General features: G+C 69.0%; 20 protein-coding genes and 2 pseudogenes. 15 read left to right on the top strand and 7 right to left on the bottom strand.

The genetic code is table 11. The features are described 5' to 3' along the window. Positions 1 to 153: 153 nt before the first annotated feature. Positions 154 to 1,031, top strand: a pseudogene (locus ACO1BU_RS28180) (IS3 family transposase); the annotation flags it as partial. A gap of 83 nt (positions 1,032 to 1,114) precedes the next feature. Here ACO1BU_RS28180 and ACO1BU_RS28185 read toward each other — a convergent pair. Beyond that, entirely contained in the window at positions 1,115 to 1,336 is a 222-nt protein-coding gene (locus tag ACO1BU_RS28185) for a transposase family protein (RefSeq protein WP_424139292.1), read from the bottom strand. Between the two features lie 134 nt (positions 1,337 to 1,470). Continuing rightward, on the bottom strand, positions 1,471 to 1,953 hold the full coding sequence (locus ACO1BU_RS28190; protein WP_424139293.1) for a nucleoside deaminase: 483 nt from the start codon (positions 1,951 to 1,953) through the stop codon (positions 1,471 to 1,473). A gap of 21 nt (positions 1,954 to 1,974) precedes the next feature. On the opposite strand from ACO1BU_RS28190, the gene ACO1BU_RS28195 reads away from it, so the two are divergent. The 8 genes from ACO1BU_RS28195 to ACO1BU_RS28230 all read left to right on the top strand — a co-directional run bounded on the left by ACO1BU_RS28195 (position 1,975) and on the right by ACO1BU_RS28230 (position 9,017). Beyond that, positions 1,975 to 2,715, top strand: coding sequence for a gamma-glutamyl-gamma-aminobutyrate hydrolase family protein (locus tag ACO1BU_RS28195; protein ID WP_424139294.1), 741 nt, complete (start codon positions 1,975 to 1,977; stop codon positions 2,713 to 2,715). Continuing rightward, positions 2,712 to 3,593 (top strand): pseudouridine synthase, encoded by an 882-nt coding sequence (locus tag ACO1BU_RS28200; protein ID WP_424139295.1) that lies wholly within the window; start codon positions 2,712 to 2,714, stop codon positions 3,591 to 3,593. The genes ACO1BU_RS28195 and ACO1BU_RS28200 overlap by 4 nt, the downstream gene beginning before the upstream one ends. A gap of 22 nt (positions 3,594 to 3,615) precedes the next feature. After that, positions 3,616 to 4,812 (top strand): ABC transporter ATP-binding protein, encoded by a 1,197-nt coding sequence (locus ACO1BU_RS28205; RefSeq protein ID WP_424139296.1) that lies wholly within the window; start codon positions 3,616 to 3,618, stop codon positions 4,810 to 4,812. Positions 4,813 to 4,953: 141 nt separating this feature from the next. Beyond that, the gene (locus ACO1BU_RS28210; RefSeq protein ID WP_424139297.1) at positions 4,954 to 6,009 is read left to right on the top strand and encodes an ABC transporter substrate-binding protein; all 1,056 of its coding nucleotides are present in this window, start codon (positions 4,954 to 4,956) and stop codon (positions 6,007 to 6,009) included. Between the two features lie 7 nt (positions 6,010 to 6,016). Further along, complete coding sequence (locus tag ACO1BU_RS28215; protein ID WP_424139298.1) at positions 6,017 to 7,123, top strand: ABC transporter permease subunit; 1,107 nt, start codon at positions 6,017 to 6,019, stop codon at positions 7,121 to 7,123. Then, positions 7,120 to 7,758 (top strand): ABC transporter permease, encoded by a 639-nt coding sequence (locus ACO1BU_RS28220; protein WP_424139299.1) that lies wholly within the window; start codon positions 7,120 to 7,122, stop codon positions 7,756 to 7,758. The genes ACO1BU_RS28215 and ACO1BU_RS28220 overlap by 4 nt, the downstream gene beginning before the upstream one ends. A 129-nt stretch (positions 7,759 to 7,887) precedes the next feature. Next, complete coding sequence (locus ACO1BU_RS28225; RefSeq protein WP_481133247.1) at positions 7,888 to 8,607, top strand: superoxide dismutase; 720 nt, start codon at positions 7,888 to 7,890, stop codon at positions 8,605 to 8,607. Further along, the gene (locus ACO1BU_RS28230) at positions 8,535 to 9,017 is read left to right on the top strand and encodes a zinc ribbon domain-containing protein (protein ID WP_424139300.1); all 483 of its coding nucleotides are present in this window, start codon (positions 8,535 to 8,537) and stop codon (positions 9,015 to 9,017) included. Before ACO1BU_RS28225 ends, ACO1BU_RS28230 begins: the two co-directional genes overlap by 73 nt. 79 nt (positions 9,018 to 9,096) lie before the next feature. On the opposite strand, the gene ACO1BU_RS28235 is transcribed toward ACO1BU_RS28230, so the two are convergent. From ACO1BU_RS28235 to ACO1BU_RS28245, 3 genes and pseudogenes are all read right to left on the bottom strand, one after another. Continuing rightward, positions 9,097 to 10,041 carry a glycosyltransferase family 61 protein gene (locus ACO1BU_RS28235; protein ID WP_424139301.1) on the bottom strand — a complete coding sequence of 315 codons (945 nt, stop codon included), beginning with the start codon at positions 10,039 to 10,041 and terminating at the stop codon, positions 9,097 to 9,099. Between the two features lie 194 nt (positions 10,042 to 10,235). After that, positions 10,236 to 10,742 (bottom strand): hypothetical protein, encoded by a 507-nt coding sequence (locus ACO1BU_RS28240; RefSeq protein WP_424139302.1) that lies wholly within the window; start codon positions 10,740 to 10,742, stop codon positions 10,236 to 10,238. Positions 10,743 to 11,645: 903 nt separating this feature from the next. Then, a pseudogene (locus ACO1BU_RS28245) lies at positions 11,646 to 12,454 on the bottom strand (IS256 family transposase); the annotation flags it as partial. Between ACO1BU_RS28245 and ACO1BU_RS28250 the strand changes: the two are divergent. After that, positions 12,423 to 12,545, top strand: a complete 123-nt coding sequence (locus tag ACO1BU_RS28250) for a hypothetical protein (protein ID WP_424139317.1) — start codon at positions 12,423 to 12,425, stop codon at positions 12,543 to 12,545. The pseudogene ACO1BU_RS28245 and the gene ACO1BU_RS28250 sit on opposite strands and share 32 nt — an antisense overlap. 6 nt (positions 12,546 to 12,551) lie before the next feature. Continuing rightward, the gene (locus tag ACO1BU_RS28255) at positions 12,552 to 12,914 is read left to right on the top strand and encodes a transposase (RefSeq protein WP_424139303.1); all 363 of its coding nucleotides are present in this window, start codon (positions 12,552 to 12,554) and stop codon (positions 12,912 to 12,914) included. Positions 12,915 to 13,013: 99 nt separating this feature from the next. Here ACO1BU_RS28255 and ACO1BU_RS28260 read toward each other — a convergent pair whose 3' ends face one another. Further along, positions 13,014 to 13,538, bottom strand: coding sequence for a biotin transporter BioY (locus ACO1BU_RS28260; protein ID WP_424139315.1), 525 nt, complete (start codon positions 13,536 to 13,538; stop codon positions 13,014 to 13,016). Next, the gene (locus ACO1BU_RS28265) at positions 13,538 to 14,665 is read right to left on the bottom strand and encodes an A/G-specific adenine glycosylase (protein WP_424139304.1); all 1,128 of its coding nucleotides are present in this window, start codon (positions 14,663 to 14,665) and stop codon (positions 13,538 to 13,540) included. Before ACO1BU_RS28265 ends, ACO1BU_RS28260 begins: the two co-directional genes overlap by 1 nt. A gap of 46 nt (positions 14,666 to 14,711) precedes the next feature. On the opposite strand from ACO1BU_RS28265, the gene ACO1BU_RS28270 reads away from it, so the two are divergent. The 4 genes from ACO1BU_RS28270 (at position 14,712) to ACO1BU_RS28285 (ending at position 20,656) form a co-directional block, all read left to right on the top strand. Beyond that, positions 14,712 to 15,245 carry a DUF721 domain-containing protein gene (locus tag ACO1BU_RS28270; protein WP_424139305.1) on the top strand — a complete coding sequence of 178 codons (534 nt, stop codon included), beginning with the start codon at positions 14,712 to 14,714 and terminating at the stop codon, positions 15,243 to 15,245. 36 nt (positions 15,246 to 15,281) lie between these two features. Beyond that, entirely contained in the window at positions 15,282 to 15,902 is a 621-nt protein-coding gene (locus ACO1BU_RS28275; RefSeq protein WP_424139306.1) for a thioredoxin domain-containing protein, read from the top strand. Then, a complete protein-coding gene (locus tag ACO1BU_RS28280; RefSeq protein WP_424139307.1) occupies positions 15,902 to 20,089 on the top strand; it encodes a chromosome segregation SMC family protein in 4,188 nt (1,395 codons plus the stop codon). The genes ACO1BU_RS28275 and ACO1BU_RS28280 overlap by 1 nt, the downstream gene beginning before the upstream one ends. A 222-nt stretch (positions 20,090 to 20,311) precedes the next feature. Next, positions 20,312 to 20,656: a 6-pyruvoyl trahydropterin synthase family protein gene (locus ACO1BU_RS28285; protein WP_424139316.1), complete on the top strand. Its 345-nt coding sequence runs from the start codon at positions 20,312 to 20,314 to the stop codon at positions 20,654 to 20,656. The last annotated feature ends 141 nt before the right edge of the window (positions 20,657 to 20,797 follow it).

Below are 20,797 nucleotides of genomic sequence, written 5' to 3' on the forward strand. Positions count from 1 at the left end.
GACCTTCTCCCAGACCGCATCGCTCACCACAAACCGATCCCGATCCATCCCTGCCGCCACTCCGCCAAAGCGGAGCTTGAATCACACCCAGACCACCATGGGAATCCTGAATGTCAACGGGCCTTAGAACAGACTGCCTGCCAGCCAACTTTGCTAACCCAGAAAAAAATTCCCCGGCCCGCGGTCATGAAGGAGGTGGTCGCCTACGTGACGGCGAGCCACGGCTTCAGCGAACGGCGGGCCTGTGCCCTGACGCGGCAGCACCGCTCGACGCAGCGAAAGCCGAGCCGGCGGAACCCGCGGCTCGAGATCCGGCAGAGGATGCACGAGATTGCCCGGGTGAGGATCCGCTTCGGCTACCGGCGGATCCAGGTGATGCTACGGCGTGACGGCTGGGCGGTGGGCAAGAACCTGGTCTGGCGCCTGTACCGCGAGGAAGGGCTGGCGCTGCGCAGCAAGCAACCGCGCCGCCGCAAGATGGTGGTGCAGCGGGAGGCACGCTGCGTGCCGAAGCGACCGAACGAGGCGTGGAGCCTGGATTTCATCCAGGATCAGCTGAGCAACGGGCAGAAGTTCCGTGCGCTGACAGTGGTCGACGTGTTCAGCCGCGAAGGCCTGGCCATTGAGGTCGGTCAGCGGCTGCGGGGCGAGCACGTGGTCGAGGTGCTGAACCGGCTGGTGGGGGAGCGAGGTGCACCGAAATACCTGTTCGCGGACAATGGCGCGGAATTCACCGGCCGCCTCGTGGATCTCTGGGCCTACCACCACGGCACGCGGATCGACTTCTCGCGCCCGGGCAGCCGACGGACAACGCCTTCATCGAGACCTTCAACGGCTCGCTGCGGGACGAGTGCCTGAACCTGCACTGGTTCGAGACGCTGGCCGAGGCCCGGCGGGAGATCGAGGCCTGGCGCCGCGACTATAATGAGAGCCGTCCTCACATGGCCCTTGGCCAGAGGACGCCACAAGAATACCGTTCTCTGGCAAGCCCTTCAGGGGTGTCGGAGGGCTCCGTAGCCGTCGAAGGCTAACGCTGGACCTGGACCACCAAACCCAAGCGCCTCAAGGCTCCGCCCGGCTCACATTACCGGCGGTCCGCTTCTACGGGGGCAGGTCAAAAGCGCCGGACCCGCAGGGTCAGCCGAATCTGCCGGCCCACCGACGGTGGATCGGCCGGCCGCCGCAGATAGCTGCCGTGCGGGGACGTACTCGGACAACGGCAAGCTGGACAGCAAACTCTCTCCTGAACCCCGCGGGCCACGATCTTCAGGCCCGCAGGCGGAACCCTGACGATCTGCTCGATCCGGCAGCCCGGAATAGGATGAAGGCCGTTCATCCAGAGCCCGACGCCCTACTGCCAGAGCCGTTACACCAGCCCAACACAAAGTGCGGGAGAGCCGACCGATGGGGACCACCTCTCTGCATCGTCGCAAGAATACTCGGACAGGTTCCTGGCCCATAACCCCATTTTTATCGGCGCTCCAGAAAGAAGCTTCGCAGCAGCCCGGCGGCTTCGCTCTCTCTAACCCCGCCCACCACCTCAGGCTGATGATGGCAGGACGAAGCGGCATAGATGCGTGCTCCATGCTCCACACCACCCCCCTTCGGGTCGTAAGCGCCGAAGACCACGCGCCTTGCCCGGAAGAAGGACGCGGCCTGGGCGCACATGGGACAGGGCTCCAGCGTGACCCAAAGGGTGCAGTCAGCCAGCCATTTCTCCCCGCGCGCCGCCGTGGCCGCCCGCATGGCCAGCATCTCGGCATGGGCGGAGGGGTCGTGGCGGGCCTCCACCTCATTGCCGGCGCGGGACAGGACCCTGCCGGCGGCGTCCGTCACCACGGCGCCGACCGGCACTTCGCCGCGGGCCGCGGCGGCCCGGGCCTCCTCCAGCGCCAGCGCCATCGGCGCACCATTTGTCATCCGGTCCTCCTGGCCGCTTGTGGGGGCGGCCATGCAGGCTCTACCAACCCCTCCATGACCGGACGACCCCTGATCGGCCTGACCCTCGATGCCGAGGAACCGGGTGGCTACTCGAAACTGCCATGGTACGCACTGCGGCAGAATTACTTCGGCGCCGTCGCAGCGGCCGGGGGCCTGCCTATCGCCCTGCCGCATGAAGCCGCGCTGGCCGATGACTATCTGGACCGCATCGACGGGCTGCTGGTGACCGGCGGCGCCTTCGACGTGGACCCGGCGCTGTATGGCGGCGGCCCGCGGCATGAGACGGTGGTGCTAAAGGAAGGCCGCACGGCTTTCGAGATGGCGGTGCTGCGCGGTGCGCTGCGGCGGAACATTCCCGTACTTGGCATCTGCGGGGGCGAGCAGCTTCTCGCGGTCGCGTTGGGCGGCACGCTGATCCAGCATATTCCGGACTCCGTGCCCGATGCCCTGGCCCATGAGCAGCCCAACCCGCGCACCGAACCCGGTCATGAGGTGGAACTGACACCGGGCACGCTGCTCTCCCGCATCGTCGGCGCGCCCAGCATGGCCGTGAACTCCGCCCATCATCAGGCGGTGGACCGGCCGGGGGAGGGTGCGATCGTCAATGCCCGCGCGCCGGACGGCGTGGTGGAGGGGCTGGAGCACCCGGGCTACCGCTTCTGCCTGGGCGTGCAGTGGCACCCCGAATACACGGTGGACCCGCGCGACCAAGCAATCCTGGATGCCTTCGTCGAGGCCGCGCGTCAGACCGGCTCGCAGCGGAGCGCGGCATGAGCGAGGACGAGACCCCCGAGCGCGGCGAGCGGATTGCCAAGTGGCTGGCCCGCGCCGGCGTCGCCAGCCGGCGCGATGCGGAAGTGCTGATCGGCCAGGGCGCCGTCACCCTGAACGGCAAGGTGGTGGAGACACCCGCCACCTTCGTCGCCCCTGGCGATTCGGTGTCGGTGAGTGGTCGCCTTGTCGGCGCACCGGAAGCCACGCGCCTCTTCCGGTATCACAAGCCGGACGGCCTGGTGACGACCCATAAGGACCCACAGGGCCGCCCCACGGTGTTCGAGAAGCTGCCCCCCGGCCTGCCGCGCCTTGTCTCCATCGGCCGGCTGGACCTGACCAGCGAGGGGCTCCTGCTGCTGACGAATGATGGCGCCTTGGCACGCCGGCTGGAACTGCCCTCCAATGGCTGGCTCCGCCGCTACCGGGTGCGCGTGCATGGCAAGGTGAATGAGGGCGCGCTGGCCTGGCTCGCCCGCGGCATCACCGTGGATGGCGTGAAATACGGCCCGATTCAGGCCGGGCTGGACAGCCGACAGGGCACCAACGCTTGGCTCACCGTCTCCCTGCAAGAGGGCAAGAACCGCGAGATCCGTCGGGTCATGCAGCATCTGGAGCTGCATGTGACCCGCCTGATTCGCGTGGCTTACGGCCCCTTCCAGCTCGGCACCCTGCCGCCGGGCGCGGTGGAGGAGGTGAATGCCCGCACTATGCGCGAGCAGCTCGGCATCGGCAGCGCCAAGCCCCGTATCCAGCGCGGCATCGAGCGCACCGAGGCCCCGCCCGACGACGCCCCGGCACGCAGCCGCCCACCCCGCGCCCGCCGCGCTGGTGACCCGCACCGCACACCCTGGGGCGCCAAGCCGCGGACCACGGAGTGACTAGACCGCCGCGGAGGGCTCCATGGCGCGGAAACTGGTAAGCTTCGGGACAGAAGGCACGATCTTCGGCGGCGATGCCTCGGCGCGTCCCGCCCCGGTCAGCAGGCCGGCCGTCCTCGAGGTGTCGGCCGTGCTGGTGATGGAGGGGATCCGCAAGGCCGGGCCCAAGGATGGCCCTCAGGCCCTGGCCTGGATGGATCTACAGGTGGGGAAGGGCGATTTCGTGACCCTGCTCGGCCCGGCGGGCGCGGGGAAGAGTGTCGCCATCGATCTGGTTGCCGGTTTCCTGAAGCCCGATGCCGGGCGGCTGCTGCTCGGCGGGGAATTGCAGGACCGGGTGCCGCCGCACCGCCGCAACATCGGCCTTGTCTCCGCCGCGCCGGATCTCTTCCCGGACATGACGGTGCTGGGCAACGCCGCCTTCCCGCTGGAGGCGCGCGGCGTGCCCCGGGCGGAGAGAGAGGAGCGCGCCACCGCCATGCTGGAGCGCTGGGGCATCCCGTCCGCCCTGGGCCGCAGCCGGCCGGGCGCTCTGCCCTTGGCGCAGCAGCTTCGCGTCGCCTTCGCCCGCGCCTTGGTTCACGCCCCGGCCCTGCTGCTGCTGGATGACCCACTGCGCGCACTGGAAGGGGAGGAGCGCGTGGCCCTCGCCGCCGATCTCGGCCGCCTGCGGCGCGAGTTGGACCTGACCACCTTGCACGCAACACGGGATGCCGGCATCGCCCTGGTCCTGTCCGACCGGATCGCGGCGCTGGAAGAGGGCAAGCTGCGGCAAATCGGCACGCCGCATGACTTGTACGAAGCGCCGGCCGACCCGGTCGTGGCCGCTCTGACCGGTCCCTGCAACCGCCTGCCGGGGACAGTGCTCTCCGTGAAGGATGAGGCCTGCCACGTTCGCCTCGATTGCGGGCTGGAGGTGCTGGGCAGGCCGGTGATTGCCGCAGAGGGTTCGCCCGTCCCGGGTGGGCGCTGCACGCTGGTGATCCGCCCCGGGCAGGTTGCCGTCGCGCCGCTTTCCGCCACAGAGATGGGCGAGGACGCGGTTCCCGCCCGTTTGGTCGAGGCCAGCTTCGTGGGTGACCATCTTCGCCTGCGGCTGGCAATCGGGCAGGGCGGCGAGCTGATCGCACACCGGCCGCCCGGCCTGCCGCTGCCCGCCCTGGGTGGCGAGGCCTCGGTGGCCTGGAATCTGTCTGCAGCCCGCATCCATGTCGGCTGAACTGTGATCCAGGTGCCGCATCGGCCGGCCGCTGGATCGCTTTCGCTTGTTCGGTGAGCTTCCTCCGCAGAACCGGGTGCCACCGCGCCGAATTCTGCTTTAGGTTGCATCGCACCATCGAACGGAACGGGCGAACCTGTGATGCCCCCGACTCGCCGGATCACGCGCAGACTCCTGACGGCCTCCACTCTGGCGGCGGGTTCCGCCCTGGCGGCGCCCGTGGCGCGGGCCCAGGCGCGGGATCTCACGGTCGTCTCCTGGGGCGGCGCCTATCAGGATGCCCAGCGCGAGGTGTTCTTCCGCCCCTATCAGCGCACCACCGGCCATCGTCTGCTCGAAGAGACCTGGGATGGCGGCATCGGGGTGCTGCGCGACCGCGAACGCACAGCGCGCTGGGACCTGGTGCAGGTCGAGGGTGACGAGCTGCTGCTTGGCTGCGACGAGAACCTGTTCGAGCGGATCAGGCCTGAATCCGTGGGCGGCGCCGATCACTACATCCCCGGCGCGCTGACGGAATGCGGCGTCGGCAGCATCCTCTACAGCTTCGTGCTCGCCTATCGGCGCGGCGGGGTCGCTCCGGAAGGCTGGGCGGATTTCTTCAACCTGGACCGGTTCCCAGGCCGCCGCACAATGCGCCGGGGCGCGAAGACAACGCTGGAAATCGCGCTGCTCGCCGATGGGGTGCCGCCCGATCGGGTCTATCCTGTCCTTGCTACGGCAGCCGGGGTGGACCGCGCCTTCCGCCGGCTGGCTTCGATCCGCCCGGCCCTGGCCTGGTGGAGCCAGGGCAGTGAGCCGCCCCGTATGCTGGAGGCCGGGGAGGTAACGCTCGCGGTGGCCTATAACGGCCGGATTGACGCCGCCAACCGCGAGGCCTCGGCCGATCTCGGCATCGTCTGGTCCGGCCAGCTCCTGACCCAGGACAGCTGGGCAATCATGAAGGGCAGCCCGAACCGGGAGCGGGCCCTCGCCTTTCTGCGCTTCGTGGGCGATCCCGCTATCCAGGCCGGGCTGCCGCCGCGCATTCCCTATGGCGTGACCGCCCAGGGCGCGGAGGCCGGTCTGCCGGACGAGGTGCTGGCCAACCTGCCCACAGCCCCCGACAACGCGCGCGGCGCGCTGCGGATCGATGATGTGTTCTGGCGCAAGAATCACGACCGGCTGGAACGCCGTTTTGCCGAATGGGCCGGCCATTGAGGGGCGTGTGAGGCGCCATCCGCTGACGGCCGCGCTGCTTGCGGCGCCGTTGATCCTGTTGGTTCTGGCTGGGGCGGTGATTCCCGTGGGGGCCCTGCTCTGGCGTTCGGCAGTGGAGACGGATGTCGCCTCCGCTCTGCCGCGCACGATGCGCGTGCTGCGCCAATGGGACGGCCAGGGCCTGCCGAACGATATGGCTTTTGAGACCCTGGCTGCCGACCTGGCCGCGCTGCGCGCCGCTGGCCCGCCGGGCGCCGCGGCGCTGGCCCGCGCCGCGAAGCGGCTAGGCGCCGATGTCCCGGCCTTGCAGAAAGCGCTGCCCACCACGGCGGAGCGTGCCGCCGAGACGCGCACAACCCGGGCCACCGCCATTCTCGTCGCCGATCCGATCTGGGGGGAGCCGGAGAGCTGGGGCGCGCTGCGCCGGGCCGGAGCCTCGGTGTCCGGCGTCCATCTGCTGAGCGCGCTCGGGCTGCGTCACACGGCGGAGGGAGGTCTCGAGAACAGCGCCGAGGGGCCGCATACCCGCGCCATGCTGGCCCGCAGCCTGGGTTTCGCTGCCGTGGCCATGCTCGCCTGCCTCTTTCTTGCCTGGCCGCTGGCCCGCTGGATCGCGGAGGCACCGCCGCGCCGGGCCGCGTTCCTGGTCGTGCTCCTGCTGCTGCCTCTGCTGGCCGGGGAGGCGGCGCGGGTCGCCGGCTGGTCCGTGCTGCTCGAGGCCGGGCCAATGGCGGCACTCCTGGCGCTGATCCTCGGCCTACTGCCGCTCATGGTGCTACCGATCGCCTTCTCCCTGCGCCGGGCGGGGCCGAGGCTGCCGCGCGCCGCCGCCGCCTTCGGCCTGCCACCACGTCGAATTTTCTGGCGTGTCCGCCTGCCCCTGGCGCGGCGTGGCATCGCGGCCGGCTGCGCCCTGGTCTTCGCGCAAGCGCTCGGCAGCCTCATCGAGCCGGCGGCGCTGGCCCCGGATGCGCCGTTCGTGGCCGGTGCCCTGGCAGCCGCAGCCCAGGCAGGAGATTGGGGGACCGCCGGCGCCTTGGCTGCCAGCCTGCTGCTGCCCGCCCTTGCCGTGATCGCCGTGCTGCTCTGGCTAGGCCGGCGGGAGCCCGCATGAAGCGCATCATCGCCCTCGCCCTCCTCGTTCTGTCCCTGACTCCGCTGCTTGCCCTGGTCCTGGCGGGTGGGGCGGGGGCCGCCGGGAACGGGCTGCTGGCCTCTGCGGCCGCTGCCCTGATTGCCACACTGATCGGCACTGCGGCCGGCATCAGCCTGCAAGCCGGCTTCGCCGGCCGGGGCCCCGTCCTGGCGTTCATCCTGCTGCCCCTTCTGCTGCCGCCGGTTATCCCCGGCGCCGCGCTCCTCATGGGGGTCGGGCGTCTGGGGCTCGGCGAGAGCTGGCCGGGGCTGGTCCTGTGGCATGCCTTGCGAGGTACGCCGATGGTGGCGCTGATCGTCTGGGCGGCGCTCGGGCGGATCGACCCCACCCTGTTCCGCGCGGCTGCGGCCTGCGGGGCGCCGCCGCGCCTGGCCGCCCGGCGCATCGTCCGGCCCCGGCTGGTTCCCGCCATCCTGCTGGGCGGGGCGCTGACCTTCGCCCTCTCGGCCGGGGAAGGCAGCGTGGCCGCCATGCTCGGACCCGAGGCGGGGGGCGCATCGCTGCTGCCTGGACTGGTCGCGCTGGTGGTACTGGCCGTCATCCTGCTGTCCTGGGCGCGTCCGGAGCGGCCCGCGGTGCGTAGCGCAGAATAACCCTCGCCTCACTTGAAGCGGGGCGCCCCTGGAAGACGGGCAGCGTGCGGCCAGATCGGGAAGGGCGCCCGCCCCGCGTCTCTTCCTCGCGCGCGGTGGTTCGCCCAACCCTCTCTGAAGGATTGCGCAGTGATCACGACATCCCGCCGAGCCATCCTGGCCGGCCTGCCCGCCCTGGCCACCGCCGCAACGCTTCGCCCGGCACGGGCCCAGGCGCCCGCCGGGCCATATACGCTGCCACCGCTGCCCTATGCCGCCTCGGCCAATGAGCCGCATATCGATGCGCAGACGATGGAAATCCATCACGGCCGGCATCACCAGGCCTATGTCACGGCGCTGAACAACGCGCTGAAGGACCATGGACAACTCGCCGCGCTGCCGCTGCACGAATTGCTGGCGAAGCTGGACCAGGTGCCGGAGAGCATCCGCACCACCGTGCGTAACAATGCCGGCGGCCATGCCAATCACAGCATGTTCTGGCCGATTATGGGTGGCCGCGGTGCCACGCCATCGGGCGAACTGGCGGAGGCCATCACCCGCGACCTCGGCGGCTTTGACAAGATGAAGACCGACTTCAATGCCGCCGGCGCCGGGCGCTTCGGCAGCGGCTGGGTCTTCGTGACGGTGGCGCGGGACGGCAAGCTGGCGCTGACCACGCGCCCCAACCAGGACACGCCGCTGATGGACGGACAGCGCGTGCTGTTCGGCAATGACGTGTGGGAGCACGCCTATTACCTGAAATACCAGAACCGCCGGCCGGACTACCTGGCCGCGTGGTGGAACGTGGTGAACTGGGACAAGGTGGCGGAACGCTACGCGGCGGCGAAGGCCGGCACGTTGGGGGTTTGAGAGGGACAACCGGGGGAGGCTTCCTCCCCCGGCTGTTCCCTCCCAGACGCCGAGTTCAGGCCAAATGGCGAGGACAGCGACTATACGGGGTCGGCCGGTTCGAACGTAGCACGGGGTGCTGCCAGGATTGCGGGCTTGTGGGGTCGCGACTGGGCCTCCGGATCCGGGGCTGGAATTGTCAGGGCTGTGGTCGACCGCATGACCGGGACCATGCTGCCGCTCACTGGCGTGAGCGGCTGAAAGGAAATTACGTAGTCCAAGACATGGGCGAACCGACCGACGGAACATCCCGGCGGCCTACGCGCGGGGAGGCAGGAGAACAGCGGCGCGGGCTTGGTCTGCGTCGTGGTGCACGTCGTGGAGCCGCTAACGAAGATACCGGTTCGGATCAGCCCCTTCTGGCTGCCTGAACGATGTCAACAATGCCGTATCGGAGTACAAAGGAATTCTGAGGAACAAGTTAACGGCGCCGTCGGGCTTGTTCCCCTGCTACAAACCTAGCTCGTGGCACGCAGCGGCCAAAGCCTGCATATCAATAACAAACGGGCTGTTATTTCTGTCTATCTTTGAGGAGAAGGACTCCCCAACAACGGTAGTTCCTCGCAGTGACAGCGGCTCGGGCAGGGAGTCCAAGATAGTTCTGTGGTAATCGGATGAGGTCATGCTGAGCACAGCGGTGCCCGGCAACGAGAAAATGGTGTTGAAAAGTCCTCCGCCATAAATTCCTGCAACATACCCGGCTTGTTGGAAGAGCTTGACCTGCTCCGCTAATCTCAGATCTTCTAGGACGACAGACTCGAAGTTCAAGGAGGATAAAAACGCTATAATTTTTTGCTCGTTGAGCAGCTTGCGAAACCAAGATTTTCTGCCCTTCCGTAGGACAAGAATACGTCGCGAACCTGACATCATATCATCTGCAATACGGCGCACCGAACCGAGAGCGCTGGCGTGGCCCCACATAGGCGCAGATCCGAGAAAGAGGCGCTCGACTTCAAGTGGACGGCCACGCGGGGGCGGCACGACTACGAGCGTGTCCGGTCGAATTCCGTATAGAGATAACAGCTCATGAAGGTGCTTGGCGACGTGATCAGAGACGAGAATCCGAGGGCGAGGTTCGGGAAGAAGCAACCAGTAGTGAATGCGAGGTAGAACCTCGAGCATAAAATGTGTGTAGTTCATGTCCGATCGGTAAGTGAGGTGAAAATAATCTCCCTCCAGGCGCTTTGGGGTATGTGGCGAGATGTTCTTCTGTCTCACCACTTCCCCATCGATTTCCATGTCAAAGTATCTTACGAGGCTGGACAGATCGTTCGGGCGAGACATGATCCCATCGGAGGCGCCGGTGAGACTTTCCACGACAATACTTTGAACAAATGGATCAATAATCGCCCCGCCACCCAGAACGACAGCATTTTGATAAATCCCCAGCCGCATGGGTGGGTTGCTTCGACGGAGGGGCCGTTCAGGCTCACGACGAGGGCCTGTACGGTAGGTTGGAAATGGGCGGTATGACCGTTCCGAGCCAGCAGAAAGCTCTAGCTGGCCCCGCTTTGCTACAAGTAACTCAGCGAAATCTCCGACAGGATGCAGGCAGTCCAAAGAAGAGAGCGGCCAGGACGTAGCTAAAGTCATGGTTGCACCAGCAGAGAGACGTGCGGAAAATTAAAGAGCATTCCTTGCGACCACGGCTCGCCTGAGGGTACTTCAGTTCCGGGTAGCAAGGCGCGCACAAGTGTCACCCCGTAGGGATCGTCATGCGGCGGTTGCGGCAATCGTAATAGCTCACGCTGGGGCGATCCTTCCAGCAAAAGGCAGCGGAGTACTCGATTATCCTTAAAGCTGGTTTGTTCATTCGGCCAGAAAGAGAACACCAAATCCGGCCGTGTTCCCGTAAGTGCGGCACGCAAGGCTAAGTCATCCTTGCCAGCAACGCCCACCACTGCGCCGCGGTCGACCAAGGTGCGGCTCAATGTCATAAGCGCTACGTGCGACGTTGCTGCAAAAATAAACCTCGCCGGATCTTGCTTGATCTCGGCAGGAAATACCTCAGCGAGGTAGGCATCTAAGGAGGGGCGATAAAACGTTACGGAGTCGCCGGAAATACGGATGCCTTGCACGAAATCGATTAACGTCATATGTGTGATCCTTCCCTCCTAGCTGGACCGCACGCCTGTAACTGCGCAGCCTGCCCGTAGCGAATGCGCTTGCCTAAACGGGCCCTGAACTCGGAGGTGGTCCGGCACACGGGAGAGCCGTCCGGCTTCTTCAGCCGCCGTTCCGAGCGGCCTAAGCGGCGGATTCTAGAAGCGTGAGATACCCCCGGGCGCTCCGACGCTGGGCAGCTTTGGGCAAGGAATTTGGGCAAGAGTTAGGAGCCTTGAAAAAGCATGTGCCGGTTACTGGGGGGGCACAATCACACCACGAGCGGTTATCTGGATGACGATGCCTGGGAAAGATCGACAACCGACGCGAACCAAGCTCGCGCTTAGTTTGAAGCTGTGGCCAAGGCGCCGTTTCCATAGTGCGGGATTACGAGACGAATTCTGATGTAAAAAGAAAATATTATTGTGACGGGTGAAGCGCTGTGCATAAATAAATTGTTGAACCCCCTCGATCGCAGCCCAAGACCGTTTCCATTTAGCTAGACGACATCTTCACGCAAATGTGAGGTCAGCTGTCAAGGGCTAAGCCTCTCGGGAGGGGCGGAGAGCGCGGAGCTCCTTAGCCGTGGTGGGTTCATCCAGTGAGCGCAATACAGCTATTTCTGCTGTGATCCGGGAGGTTCCACGGTGGCGCGGACTGGTCGGCGTGGGTTCTCGGCAGGGCAGAAGCGGGAGCTCTGGGCCTGGTCGAGGAACAGCCAATCGCTCAGCGACATCGGTTAGGCCCTGGGCAAGTATGCCAGCTCGGCCGCTGGGGTGATGCGCGCAAAAGGAGGCACAGCGCTGCCGATGCGAATGCGGTCCGATCGTGTCGCACGGCGTGGTGTAGGAGTGGTGCTCCTCAGTGGGCTGAGCCGCACTGTTGAGGAGCCACGGCGGGAGGCTGACGGGGGCAGTATCGCTGAGTGCGCCGATGGTCTCCAGCGTCATGTAGTGGGAGCGCTTCGTCGCTCATTCGTCGGACTGTTCGAGGAGTAGGGCGCCGACGAGCCCGACGACGGCCGCTTCCGTAGGGAAGATGCCGACGACGTCCGTGCGGCGCTTGATCTCGCCGTTCAGGCGCTCGATGGGGTTGGTGGAGTGCAGCTTGGCCCTGTGCTCCCGGGGAAAGTCCATGTAGGCCATCACGTCCTCCTCGGCGACATCCATCAGGTTGGCCACCTTCGGGACCTTGGGGCGGAGTTGGTCGGCCACTTTTCGCCACTGGGCCTGGGCGGCCGGGGCGGATCCAGGCCAAGACGATGCGGCGCTGGGTCTTGCGCGCATGGGCGGCGGCGTTACGTCCAAAGTGGACCCGACACCGTTGCCATGTGGCCCTGAGCACCTTGGCCACTGCAGCCTTGAGACTTTCACGCGCGTCGAAGATGGCGAGCTTCACGCCGCGAAGGCCGCGCCGGGCCAGGCCGCGCAGGAACTCCGTCCAGAAGGTCTCGGCCACGGAGGCGCCCACCGCCACGCCGAGCACCTCGCGACATCCGTCGCTGTTCACACCCACTGCGATGGTGACCGCGACCGAGACAATCCGGCCCGCCTTGCGCACCTTCACCTAGATTGCGTCCAGCCATAGGTACGGCTAGTCACCCTCGATGAGGCGGGCGAGGAAGTCCTGCACCCGGCTGTCGATCTCGCCGCAGAGCCGGGAGGCCTGGCATCTTGCTGATGCCCTCCATCCCCGTGGCCCGCACCCGTGGCCGGGCACCCTGGGCCGAGCGCCTTCGGGCGGTCATCCCGCACGCGCAGTGGAAGACCAACACCCTCGTCGCCGGCTTGTGCTAGACAGGCATGGTCGCACTCATAGTGCTCGATGGCCCGATCAACGGCCGTGCCTTCCAGGCCTATGGCGACCAGGTCCTCGTGCGCGAGCTCAGGACCGGCGATGTCGTCGTTGTGGATTACCTTGGCAGCCATAAAGGCGCGGGCGTCGGGGTTCTCATCGGAGCCGCAGAAGCGAGCCTGCTCTACCTCCCGCCCAACAGCCCCGACTTCAACCCGATCGAGAATGCATTGTCCGAGGTCAAGGCGCTGCTCCGGGAGGCCGCCGAGCGCACCATCGACGACCTCCGGAACACGATCGGACGCCTCATCCCAACCTTCACCCCAGCTGAGTGCGGCAAATACTTCGCAGCCGGCTACGAACCAGAATGATCGGGAGCCGCTCTAGAGCTTGAGGTGCGTCAGTGACGCTGGCCCGATAGAGCTATGGACAAGAATAGCTGGGGGCCGGGAAATGCGTTCCCCGGCTGTTTATTGCCCGCGGCGCAGAGCCCGCATGGTGGCGAAGGCCAGGGCGGTCTTCACCGCCGTGCCCGGCACGAAGAGCACGAAGCCGGCCATCCAGGCCCGCTCCCAGCCCACGAAGCTGGCAAGCCAAGCGAGGCCGGGCACGAAGACGATCAGGTGCGCGGCTGTCAGTACCAGCGCCTGCCGCGCCATGCCGCGCCCGGCGAGGCCTGCGATCCAGGCGGCGGGGATGAAGCCCAGCAGGAAGCCCGCTGTGGGCCCCATCAGCGAGGCCGGGCCGGCAGCGCCATTGGCGAAGACCGGCAGGCCCATCGCGCCCTCAGCGAGGTAGAGCAGGACGGCAGCCACGCCCATGCGCGAGCCGCCGAGCGCACCCAGCAGCAGCACGGCGAGTGTCTGAAGCGTGGCGGGCACCGGCCACATGGGCAGGCTGACCTGGGCCGAGGCGGCCAGGATGGCGGAGCCCATCAGCGCCATCGACCAGAAGCGGAGCGCCGGCCGCGCGGCGAAACCCTGGAGGGCGGTCATCACGAAATTCCCTTCCTGCGGGCGCCGCGCGCCCTGGGGCTTCCGCTTGCCACGGCCCCCGCATCCTCGGCAAGCGGCCCCTTCGCCAGGGCCAGCAGACGGCGGATGGCGGTCGGCAGCGCGGCGCGGGCAGCGTCCGGGGTCATCCAGACCATGCCCTCGGGCGCCGGTAGGGCTGGGGCAGCGGCCTCGGCCAGCAGCATGTCCAGGTCCATATGGGTGAAGCCGTGCCGAGCGAGGCCTGGGCGCAGTTGCCAGTCCAGGCCGGGAAGCGGGGCATGGGGCAGGGCTTCCTCCAGCCCCCAGGGTTCTTCCCGCCATGGCGCGCCGGGGATTTCGAGCATGCCGCCCAGCAGCCCCTCGGGCGGGCGATGGCGCAGCAGCAGGCGCCCGGACGGGTCGCGGGCGAGGAAATGCAGGCCGTGGCGAAGGCGGCGCGCGGCCTTCGGGGCCTTGGCTGGCAGGCTCTCCTGAATGCCCTCTCGCTGGGCCCGGCAGTTCTCGCGCCAGGGGCAGAGGGCACAAGCCGGGCGGCGCGGGGTGCAGATGGTCGCGCCCAGATCGAACAGGGCCTGCACGAAGTCGCCGGGGCGGGCGCGCGGCGCTTCCTGCTCCATGAAGCGTGCGGCGATGGGGGCGATCAGGCGGCGGGCGCCGGGCAGGGGCTCGCGGATGGCCAGCAGGCGGGCGACCACCCGCTCCACATTTCCGTCCACGGGCACGGTCGGGCGGTTAAAGGCGATCGCGGCAACGGCGGCGGCGGTGTAGGCGCCGATCCCCGGCAACTCGCGAAGCCCCGCCTCCGTGTCCGGGAAGCCGCCGCGCGCGGCCACTGCTTTGGCGGCGGCGTGCAGGTTGCGGGCGCGGGCATAGTAGCCGAGCCCGGCCCATTCGGCCGCCAAATCTTCCCAGGGGGCGGCGGCCAAGGCGCGCACATCCGGGAAGCGGGCGAGGAAACGGGCATAGCGCGGGCCGACCGCAGCCACCGTGGTCTGTTGGAGCATCACTTCCGACAGCCAGATGCGGTATGGATCGTCCTCGCCCCGCCAGGGAAGGGTCCGGCGGTGGCGGTCATACCAGGCGAGCAGGGGCTCGGCGGGCGGGGGTGCGGGGATGGCGTCAGTCAAAACGCGGGCAGGGGAGGGCGGGACGGGCGCCGAGGCAAGCCCCCCCATGCGCGCGCCGCGCCGCCGCGCGGCACCGGTGAAGCCGCCGGAAGCCGGGGCGGAGGCCCCACCGGCACGCACCCCGCCGCGGGATGACCCGCGCCGGCCCGATCTCGGCCTGCGGCAACTGGGCGGCTTCATCCCCCGCCTGACCCGCCCGGCTTTCAAGCGGCGCAGCCCGGCGGGGGCGTTGCTCATGGCGGACTGGGCGGGGATCGTCGGCCCAGCCATCGCCGCCGTGACCGTCCCGAAGCGGCTGACGGGAGGAACGCTGACCATCGGTTGTTCCGGCCCGGTGGCGATGGAGTTGCAGCATCTGGCGCCGCAGCTCATCAGCCGGGTGAATGCCGCGCTGGGATCGGTGACGGTGGAGAATTTACGCTTCGTACAGCAGGCGCCATCCGGCCCGCCCGCAGCCCGGCCGCGGCCAGTGGCGCCGCTGCCTGACACGGTTCGTGGTGCCCTTGATACGGTTGGTAGCCCTGAGCTGCGGGATGCCCTGGCAAGATTGGCCCGCGGGGTCTATCGAGCGCCCCGCTAGAGTGACGACCCCCAGCAGGACGGAAGCCCTGGACCAATGAGCCTCGCCCGCCGCAGCCTTCTCCTCGCCACGCCCACAGTCGCGCTGGTTCCCTCGCTGGCGCGCGCCCAGGGGGCTTCCGCCGGAAGTGATCCGCGCCTGGGCGAGCGTTCCGCCGGCAAGCCGGACGCGCCGGTGACGGTGATCGAGTATTTTTCCCTCACCTGCTCCCACTGCGCGTCCTTCCATAAGGAGGTCTGGCCGCAGGTGAAGTCGAAGCTGGTGGATACCGGCAAGATCCGGATGGTGTGGCGCGACTTCCCGCTGGACCAGCTCGCTCTGGCCGCTGCCGTCGTGGCGCGGGCGCTGCCGGCGGATCGGTATGAAGGCTTCGTCAGCGCGCTCCTTGCCTCGCAGGATCGCTGGGCCTTCGCGCGCGGCGTCGACAATATTGGCGAGATCGCCAAGATCGCGGCCCTGGCTGGCATGAGCCGCGCCCAGGTGGATGCCGCCCTGGCCGATCAGGCCCTGCAACGCGGCATCCTGGAGATGCGGTTGAAGGCGCAGCAGGAGCACAACGTGAACTCCACCCCGACCTTCGTCTTCGGCAGCCGCGTGCAGCCGGGTGAGGTGAGCTATGAGCGCTTCGCCCAGCTGGCGGGCGTTTCCGGAAACTGATGGAAAACAACCCCGCTGCCATGGCCGGGGCCGAGGCCCTGGAGAGCCCGGCGGGGGAGGCGGAGGCCGACCTCGTCAGGGCTGCGCCGGAAACCGGCGCGCCCGAGGGCGGACCCTCTTCCGACGTTGCCGGGCCCGATGTCCCGGACGAGGGCGACGAGCCCGATGATGACGGCGTGCGCAAGCCGCGCACGGCCACGCTGGCGCGGCTGCGCATTGCGGGCTTCAAGTCCTTTGCCGAGCCGACGACAGTCGAGGTGCTGCCTGGCCTGACCGGCATCGTCGGCCCGAATGGCTGCGGCAAGTCCAATGTGGTGGAGGCCCTGCGCTGGGCGATGGGCGAGTCCAACGCCCGCAACATGCGCGGCGGCGAGATGGATGACGTCATCTTCGCTGGCACTTCCACCCGCGCCGGCCGCAACCAGGCCGAAGTAACGGTGAGCCTGGAGGAGGCGGCCGGCCTGGCCCCGCCGCCGAATTCCGAGGCGGCGGAGCTGGAGATCACCCGCCGTATCGAGCGCGGCGCGGGCACAGGCTACCGCATCAACGGCAAAGAGGCGCGCGGGCGCGACGTCGCGACGCTGTTTGCCGATATCGGTTCGGGCGCGCGGGCCTCGGGCATGGTCAGCCAGGGGCGCGTGGCCGCGCTGATCGGCGCCAAGCCGGAGGAGCGGCGTGGCGTGCTGGAGGAGGCCGCCGGCACCGCCGGGCTGCGCGCCCGGCGCCATGAGGCCGAGCTGAAGCTTCGTCAGGCCGAGACGAACCTGACCCGCGCGGACGATCTGCGCACCCAGTTGGAGACGCAGCGGGAGAGCCTGAAGAAGCAGGCGAAGCAGGCCGCACGATACCGCAACCTCTCCGGCCTGACCCGTGCCGCGGAGGCGGAGTGGATGGCTCTGCTGGCGGCCCGCGCCGAGAACCAGCTGCTCTCCGCACGCCATGCGCTGGATGCGGCGCGTGCCACCACCAAGGCCGCGGAGGCCGCGGCCGAGGCCGCCGCCCGCCGCGCCCATGCCGCTGAAATGGCCCTGCCCGGCCCGCGCGCTGCCGAGGCCGCCGCCCGCACGGCGCTGGAGCGCCGGAGGGTGGAGGGCGAGGGGCTGGCGGCCGCCGAGGCACGAGCCCGTGCCGCGCTGGATGCCGCCGCAAGCCGTCTGGCCCAGATCCAGGCCGACCATGCCCATGCCGCGAGCGTCGTGCAGGACGCGGAGGCGGCCGAGGCCCGGCTTTCGGCCGAGGCGCAGGAAATCGCGGCTGCCTTGGCTGCCCTACCAGCGCGGATTGAGGAGGCGGCGACCCGGCTGGCTCTGGCCGAGGATGCGGTGCGCGAGCGCGAGCGCGAGGCCGAGCGCGCGGCCGAGGCGGCGACCGAGGCCGCGCTGGCCTTCGAACGCCTGCAGGATGCCCGCCGTGCAGCCGAGGCCACCGCCCGCCGCCTCGCTGCCGAAACGGCGCGGCTGGAAGAAGAGCGGGCCAAGGCCCAGGCCGCCAATGTTTCGCCCGAGGCGCTGTCGAGCGCGACGGCCGAGGCGGAGGCTGCCGATGCGGCCCTGGCCGAGGCCAGGGCCGCCTTCGAGCGTGCGGAAACCGAGCGGGCCGCCGCCGCCGCTGCGGAGGCGGAGGCGAAGCGCGCCGCCGCGGCCGCCGAGGCCGAGGAGGCGCGCGCCCGCGATGCCACCCGCGCGGCGACCGAGCGCGCGCGCCGCGCCGCCGAGGGGCATGATCGCCTGCGCCGCGAGCATGAGCAGGCGCAGGCTGCCTGCATTCCAGCGGAGCGGCTGGAGGCCGCGCGCACGGAAGAGGCAGAGGCCGCCCGCGCTGCCGAGACTGCTGCCGAGGCTCTGGCGAAGGCCGAGGCAGATCGTGCTGCGGCCATGGCCGCGCTGTCCAAGGCCCGCACGGCTGAATCCGAAGCGGGCGCGGCCCGCGCCCGTGCTGCCGCCGAAGCACAGGGCCTTGCGGCACTGCTCCGGGCCGGGGAGCGCGGCAATGCGAGCCCGATCCTGGACGCCGTGACGGTACCGGCGGGGCTGGAGGTCGCGCTCGGCGCCGCGCTGGGCGAAGGCCTCGACTACCCCGCCGATCCCAGGGCGCCGCGCCACTGGCGCGCGCTGCCGGCGCTTGAGGCCACTCCCCTGCTGCCGGAGGGGACCACTCCGCTTGCCGATCTGATGCAGGCGCCCCCGGAACTGGCGCGCGCGCTTTCCCAGATCGGGCTGGTGGAGGATGAGGCGCGGGGCCCGGCCTTGCAGGCATTCCTGAAGCCGGGCCAGGCGCTGGTCACGCGCAATGGAGGCTTCTGGCGCTGGGACGGGCAGGGCGCCAATCCAGGTGCGCCCAGCCCTGGCGCCGAACGTCTGCGCCAGCGCAACCGCCTGCGTGCGCAGGAGCAGGCACGCGAGGCCGCCGAGGCCGCGCTGGCTCAGGCTCGCGCCGAGGCCGAGGCGGCCCGCGCGGCCGATGCCGCTGCCGGATCTGCCGAGGCCGCCGCCCGCAACGCGCGCCGTGAGGCCGAGGCGCGGCTGGGGCGGGCTCGGCAGGAGGCATCGCGTCTGGCCGCGAGCGCGGCACTGGCGGAGAGCCGCCTTTCCGCCCTTGCCCCAGCCCTGGAGCGCGCCGCCGCCGAGCAGGCGGATGTTGAGAAGCTGCTTGAGGCCGCGAAGGCGGCCCAGGCAGCGGTGCCCGATGCCGCCGCCGCCCGTGCCGCCCGGGATGCGGCCATAGCCGCGCTGCGGCACGCCACGGCAGCCGAAGAGGCGGCCCGGAATGCCCGTCGCGCCGCCGAGGGGCGCCTGGATCGCGCGCGCGATGCGCAGGCGGCCCTGGCTTCCCGCGCGGCCGCTGCCGAGGGACGCCTTGCGGCGCTGGAGCCGCAGCTGGCGCGGCTGGCCGAGCAGCGCGCGGAGGCTGAGGCAGCACGCGCGGCCGTAGAGGAGGCCGGGGCAGGCAATCCTGATCCCGAGCATGCCCGCACCGCCGCCATGGCCGCCCGCACCGCCCTGGCCGATGCCCGGCGGGAGGAGGCCGAGGCCCGCGCCGCCCGCCTGGCGCTGGACGCGGAGGGGGAGCGCCTGGCGACCCGCCGTGTGGCGTTGGAGGATGAGGCTGCATCCTGGGCCGGGCGGCGCGCCGACGCGGCCGCACGGCTGATCGAGCTATCGGCACGTCAGGAGGCCGCCGCCGCCGAGGCCGCCGCCGCCGCTGACGCGCCGGAGCAGGCCGCCGCGCTTCTGGCGAATGCCGCGCGTATGCTGGCGGAGGTGGAGGCGGCGCATACCGAGGCCGCTGCGGCCCTGGCTGCTGCCGAGGCCGAGGCGCGCGAATCCGCCGAGGCACGCCGGCTGGCGGATGCCGCCTTCGCTGCCGCGCGCGAGGCCCAGGCCCGTGCCGACGGAGCGGCCGCCCGTGCCGAGGATGAGGGGCGCGCCGTCGCCACGCGCATCATGGAGCGGCTGGGCCACGATGCCGAGCTGCCGGAACCCCCGGAGGACCTGTCCGACGCCGCGGAGGAGAAGGCGCGGCGCAAGGCCGAGCGCCTGGCGCGGGAGCGCGAGGAGATGGGCCCCGTCAATCTCCGCGCCGAGGTGGAGATGGCGGAGGTCGAGCAGCGCCTCGAGAACCTGGAGAAGGAACGCGAGGAGATCGGCCATGCCATCGCCAAGCTGCGTGGCTCCATCGGCCATCTGAACCGCGAGGGGCGGGAACGGCTGCGCGCCGTGTTCGATCGCGTGGATGCGGAGTTCCGGGCCCTGTTCACGCGCCTTTTCGGCGGCGGGCGGGCGCATCTGGGGCTGGTCGGTTCCGATGATATTCTTGAGGCGGGGCTGGAGATCTATGCGGAGCCGCCGGGCAAGAAGCTGTCCTCGCTCTCGCTCCTCTCCGGAGGCGAGCAGGCGTTGACGGCGCTTTCCCTGATCTTCGCGGTGTTCCGCTGCGCGCCGGCGCCGGTCTGCGTGCTGGACGAGGTGGACGCGCCGCTGGACGACGCGAATGTGGAGCGGCTCTGCACCTTGCTGGAGGCCATGGCGGAGGGCGGCACGCGCTTCCTCGTCATCACCCACCACCCGCTGACCATGGCACGGATGCACCGGCTTTATGGCGTGACCATGCAGGAGCGTGGCGTATCGCGGCTGCTTTCGGTCGATCTGGGGCGGGCCGTCGAGATGGTCGAGGCTCGGCCGGCCTGAAGCCCGGCCTGAGCACAACGCGGCTGGCCGGGGGCGTACGCACACCGGCAAACAGCTTCATGCCATCGCGGAAAGCGTGCTACGTTTCATTCAGGTGCTCGATGAGAATTGATATCAACAGTTCTTGAAGTGCGCACGTGTGGGTTGTATATCCGGCCCGACACAGACAATTTTCCCACACAGCGTGTGGGAGGCGCTTCGGAGTGATTTTTCGTGATCGAAATGTTCCGGGAGTTCACCTTTGAGGCAGCTCACAAGACGACCCCTGATACACCGCTGCATGGTCACACCTTCAAGGTTAAGGTGGTCCTGACCGGCGAGCCGCATCCAGTATACGGCTGGTCTCATGACCTGTTGGAGGTTGAACCTGTGATTTCGGCTCTGCGCGCCCAGGTCGATCATAGTTACCTCAACGATATCGAAGGCCTGGAGATTCCGACGCTGGAGAATGTGGCGGGCTGGATCTGCAAGCGCCTGGATGCGGCGCTGCCGGGAGTTGATCGCGTTGAGGTGCGTCGTGGTCTTGAAGGTGCCGGTGAGGGCGTCGTGTTCCGTAACGGGCGCTAATTTCCTCCTCTGCCAAGAGGAGGGCGTGATGCGCCGCCCTTCCGCCTCCCGCGCGGCTTGTTCCCTTGCGGGGGGCTTGGCGGTGAGCGTTCCGACCCAATGTCAGCAATCCCACGCCCGCCTGGCTGATGCGCCCTTCTC

It is taken from the genome of Roseomonas chloroacetimidivorans, assembly GCF_049629625.1.
GTDB classification, from domain to species: domain Bacteria; phylum Pseudomonadota; class Alphaproteobacteria; order Acetobacterales; family Acetobacteraceae; genus Roseomonas; species Roseomonas chloroacetimidivorans.

Bases quoted from the DNA above. Each gene is read 5' to 3' on its own strand.
- ACO1BU_RS28260 (WP_424139315.1), bottom strand. From the start codon at position 13,538: ATGACCGCCCTCCAGGGTTTCGCCGCGCGGCCGGCGCTCCGCTTCTGG.
- ACO1BU_RS28210 (WP_424139297.1), top strand. From the start codon at position 4,954: ATGCCCCCGACTCGCCGGATCACGCGCAGACTCCTGACGGCCTCCACT.
- ACO1BU_RS28190 (WP_424139293.1), bottom strand. From the start codon at position 1,953: ATGGCCGCCCCCACAAGCGGCCAGGAGGACCGGATGACAAATGGTGCG.
- ACO1BU_RS28240 (WP_424139302.1), bottom strand. From the start codon at position 10,742: ATGACGTTAATCGATTTCGTGCAAGGCATCCGTATTTCCGGCGACTCC.
- ACO1BU_RS28255 (WP_424139303.1), top strand. From the start codon at position 12,552: ATGGTCGCACTCATAGTGCTCGATGGCCCGATCAACGGCCGTGCCTTC.
- ACO1BU_RS28280 (WP_424139307.1), top strand. From the start codon at position 15,902: ATGGAAAACAACCCCGCTGCCATGGCCGGGGCCGAGGCCCTGGAGAGC.
- ACO1BU_RS28220 (WP_424139299.1), top strand. From the start codon at position 7,120: ATGAAGCGCATCATCGCCCTCGCCCTCCTCGTTCTGTCCCTGACTCCG.
- ACO1BU_RS28185 (WP_424139292.1), bottom strand. From the start codon at position 1,336: ATGAACGGCCTTCATCCTATTCCGGGCTGCCGGATCGAGCAGATCGTC.
- ACO1BU_RS28270 (WP_424139305.1), top strand. From the start codon at position 14,712: ATGCGCGCGCCGCGCCGCCGCGCGGCACCGGTGAAGCCGCCGGAAGCC.
- ACO1BU_RS28205 (WP_424139296.1), top strand. From the start codon at position 3,616: ATGGCGCGGAAACTGGTAAGCTTCGGGACAGAAGGCACGATCTTCGGC.
- ACO1BU_RS28285 (WP_424139316.1), top strand. From the start codon at position 20,312: ATGTTCCGGGAGTTCACCTTTGAGGCAGCTCACAAGACGACCCCTGAT.
- ACO1BU_RS28275 (WP_424139306.1), top strand. From the start codon at position 15,282: ATGAGCCTCGCCCGCCGCAGCCTTCTCCTCGCCACGCCCACAGTCGCG.
- ACO1BU_RS28200 (WP_424139295.1), top strand. From the start codon at position 2,712: ATGAGCGAGGACGAGACCCCCGAGCGCGGCGAGCGGATTGCCAAGTGG.
- ACO1BU_RS28235 (WP_424139301.1), bottom strand. From the start codon at position 10,041: ATGCGGCTGGGGATTTATCAAAATGCTGTCGTTCTGGGTGGCGGGGCG.
- ACO1BU_RS28195 (WP_424139294.1), top strand. From the start codon at position 1,975: ATGACCGGACGACCCCTGATCGGCCTGACCCTCGATGCCGAGGAACCG.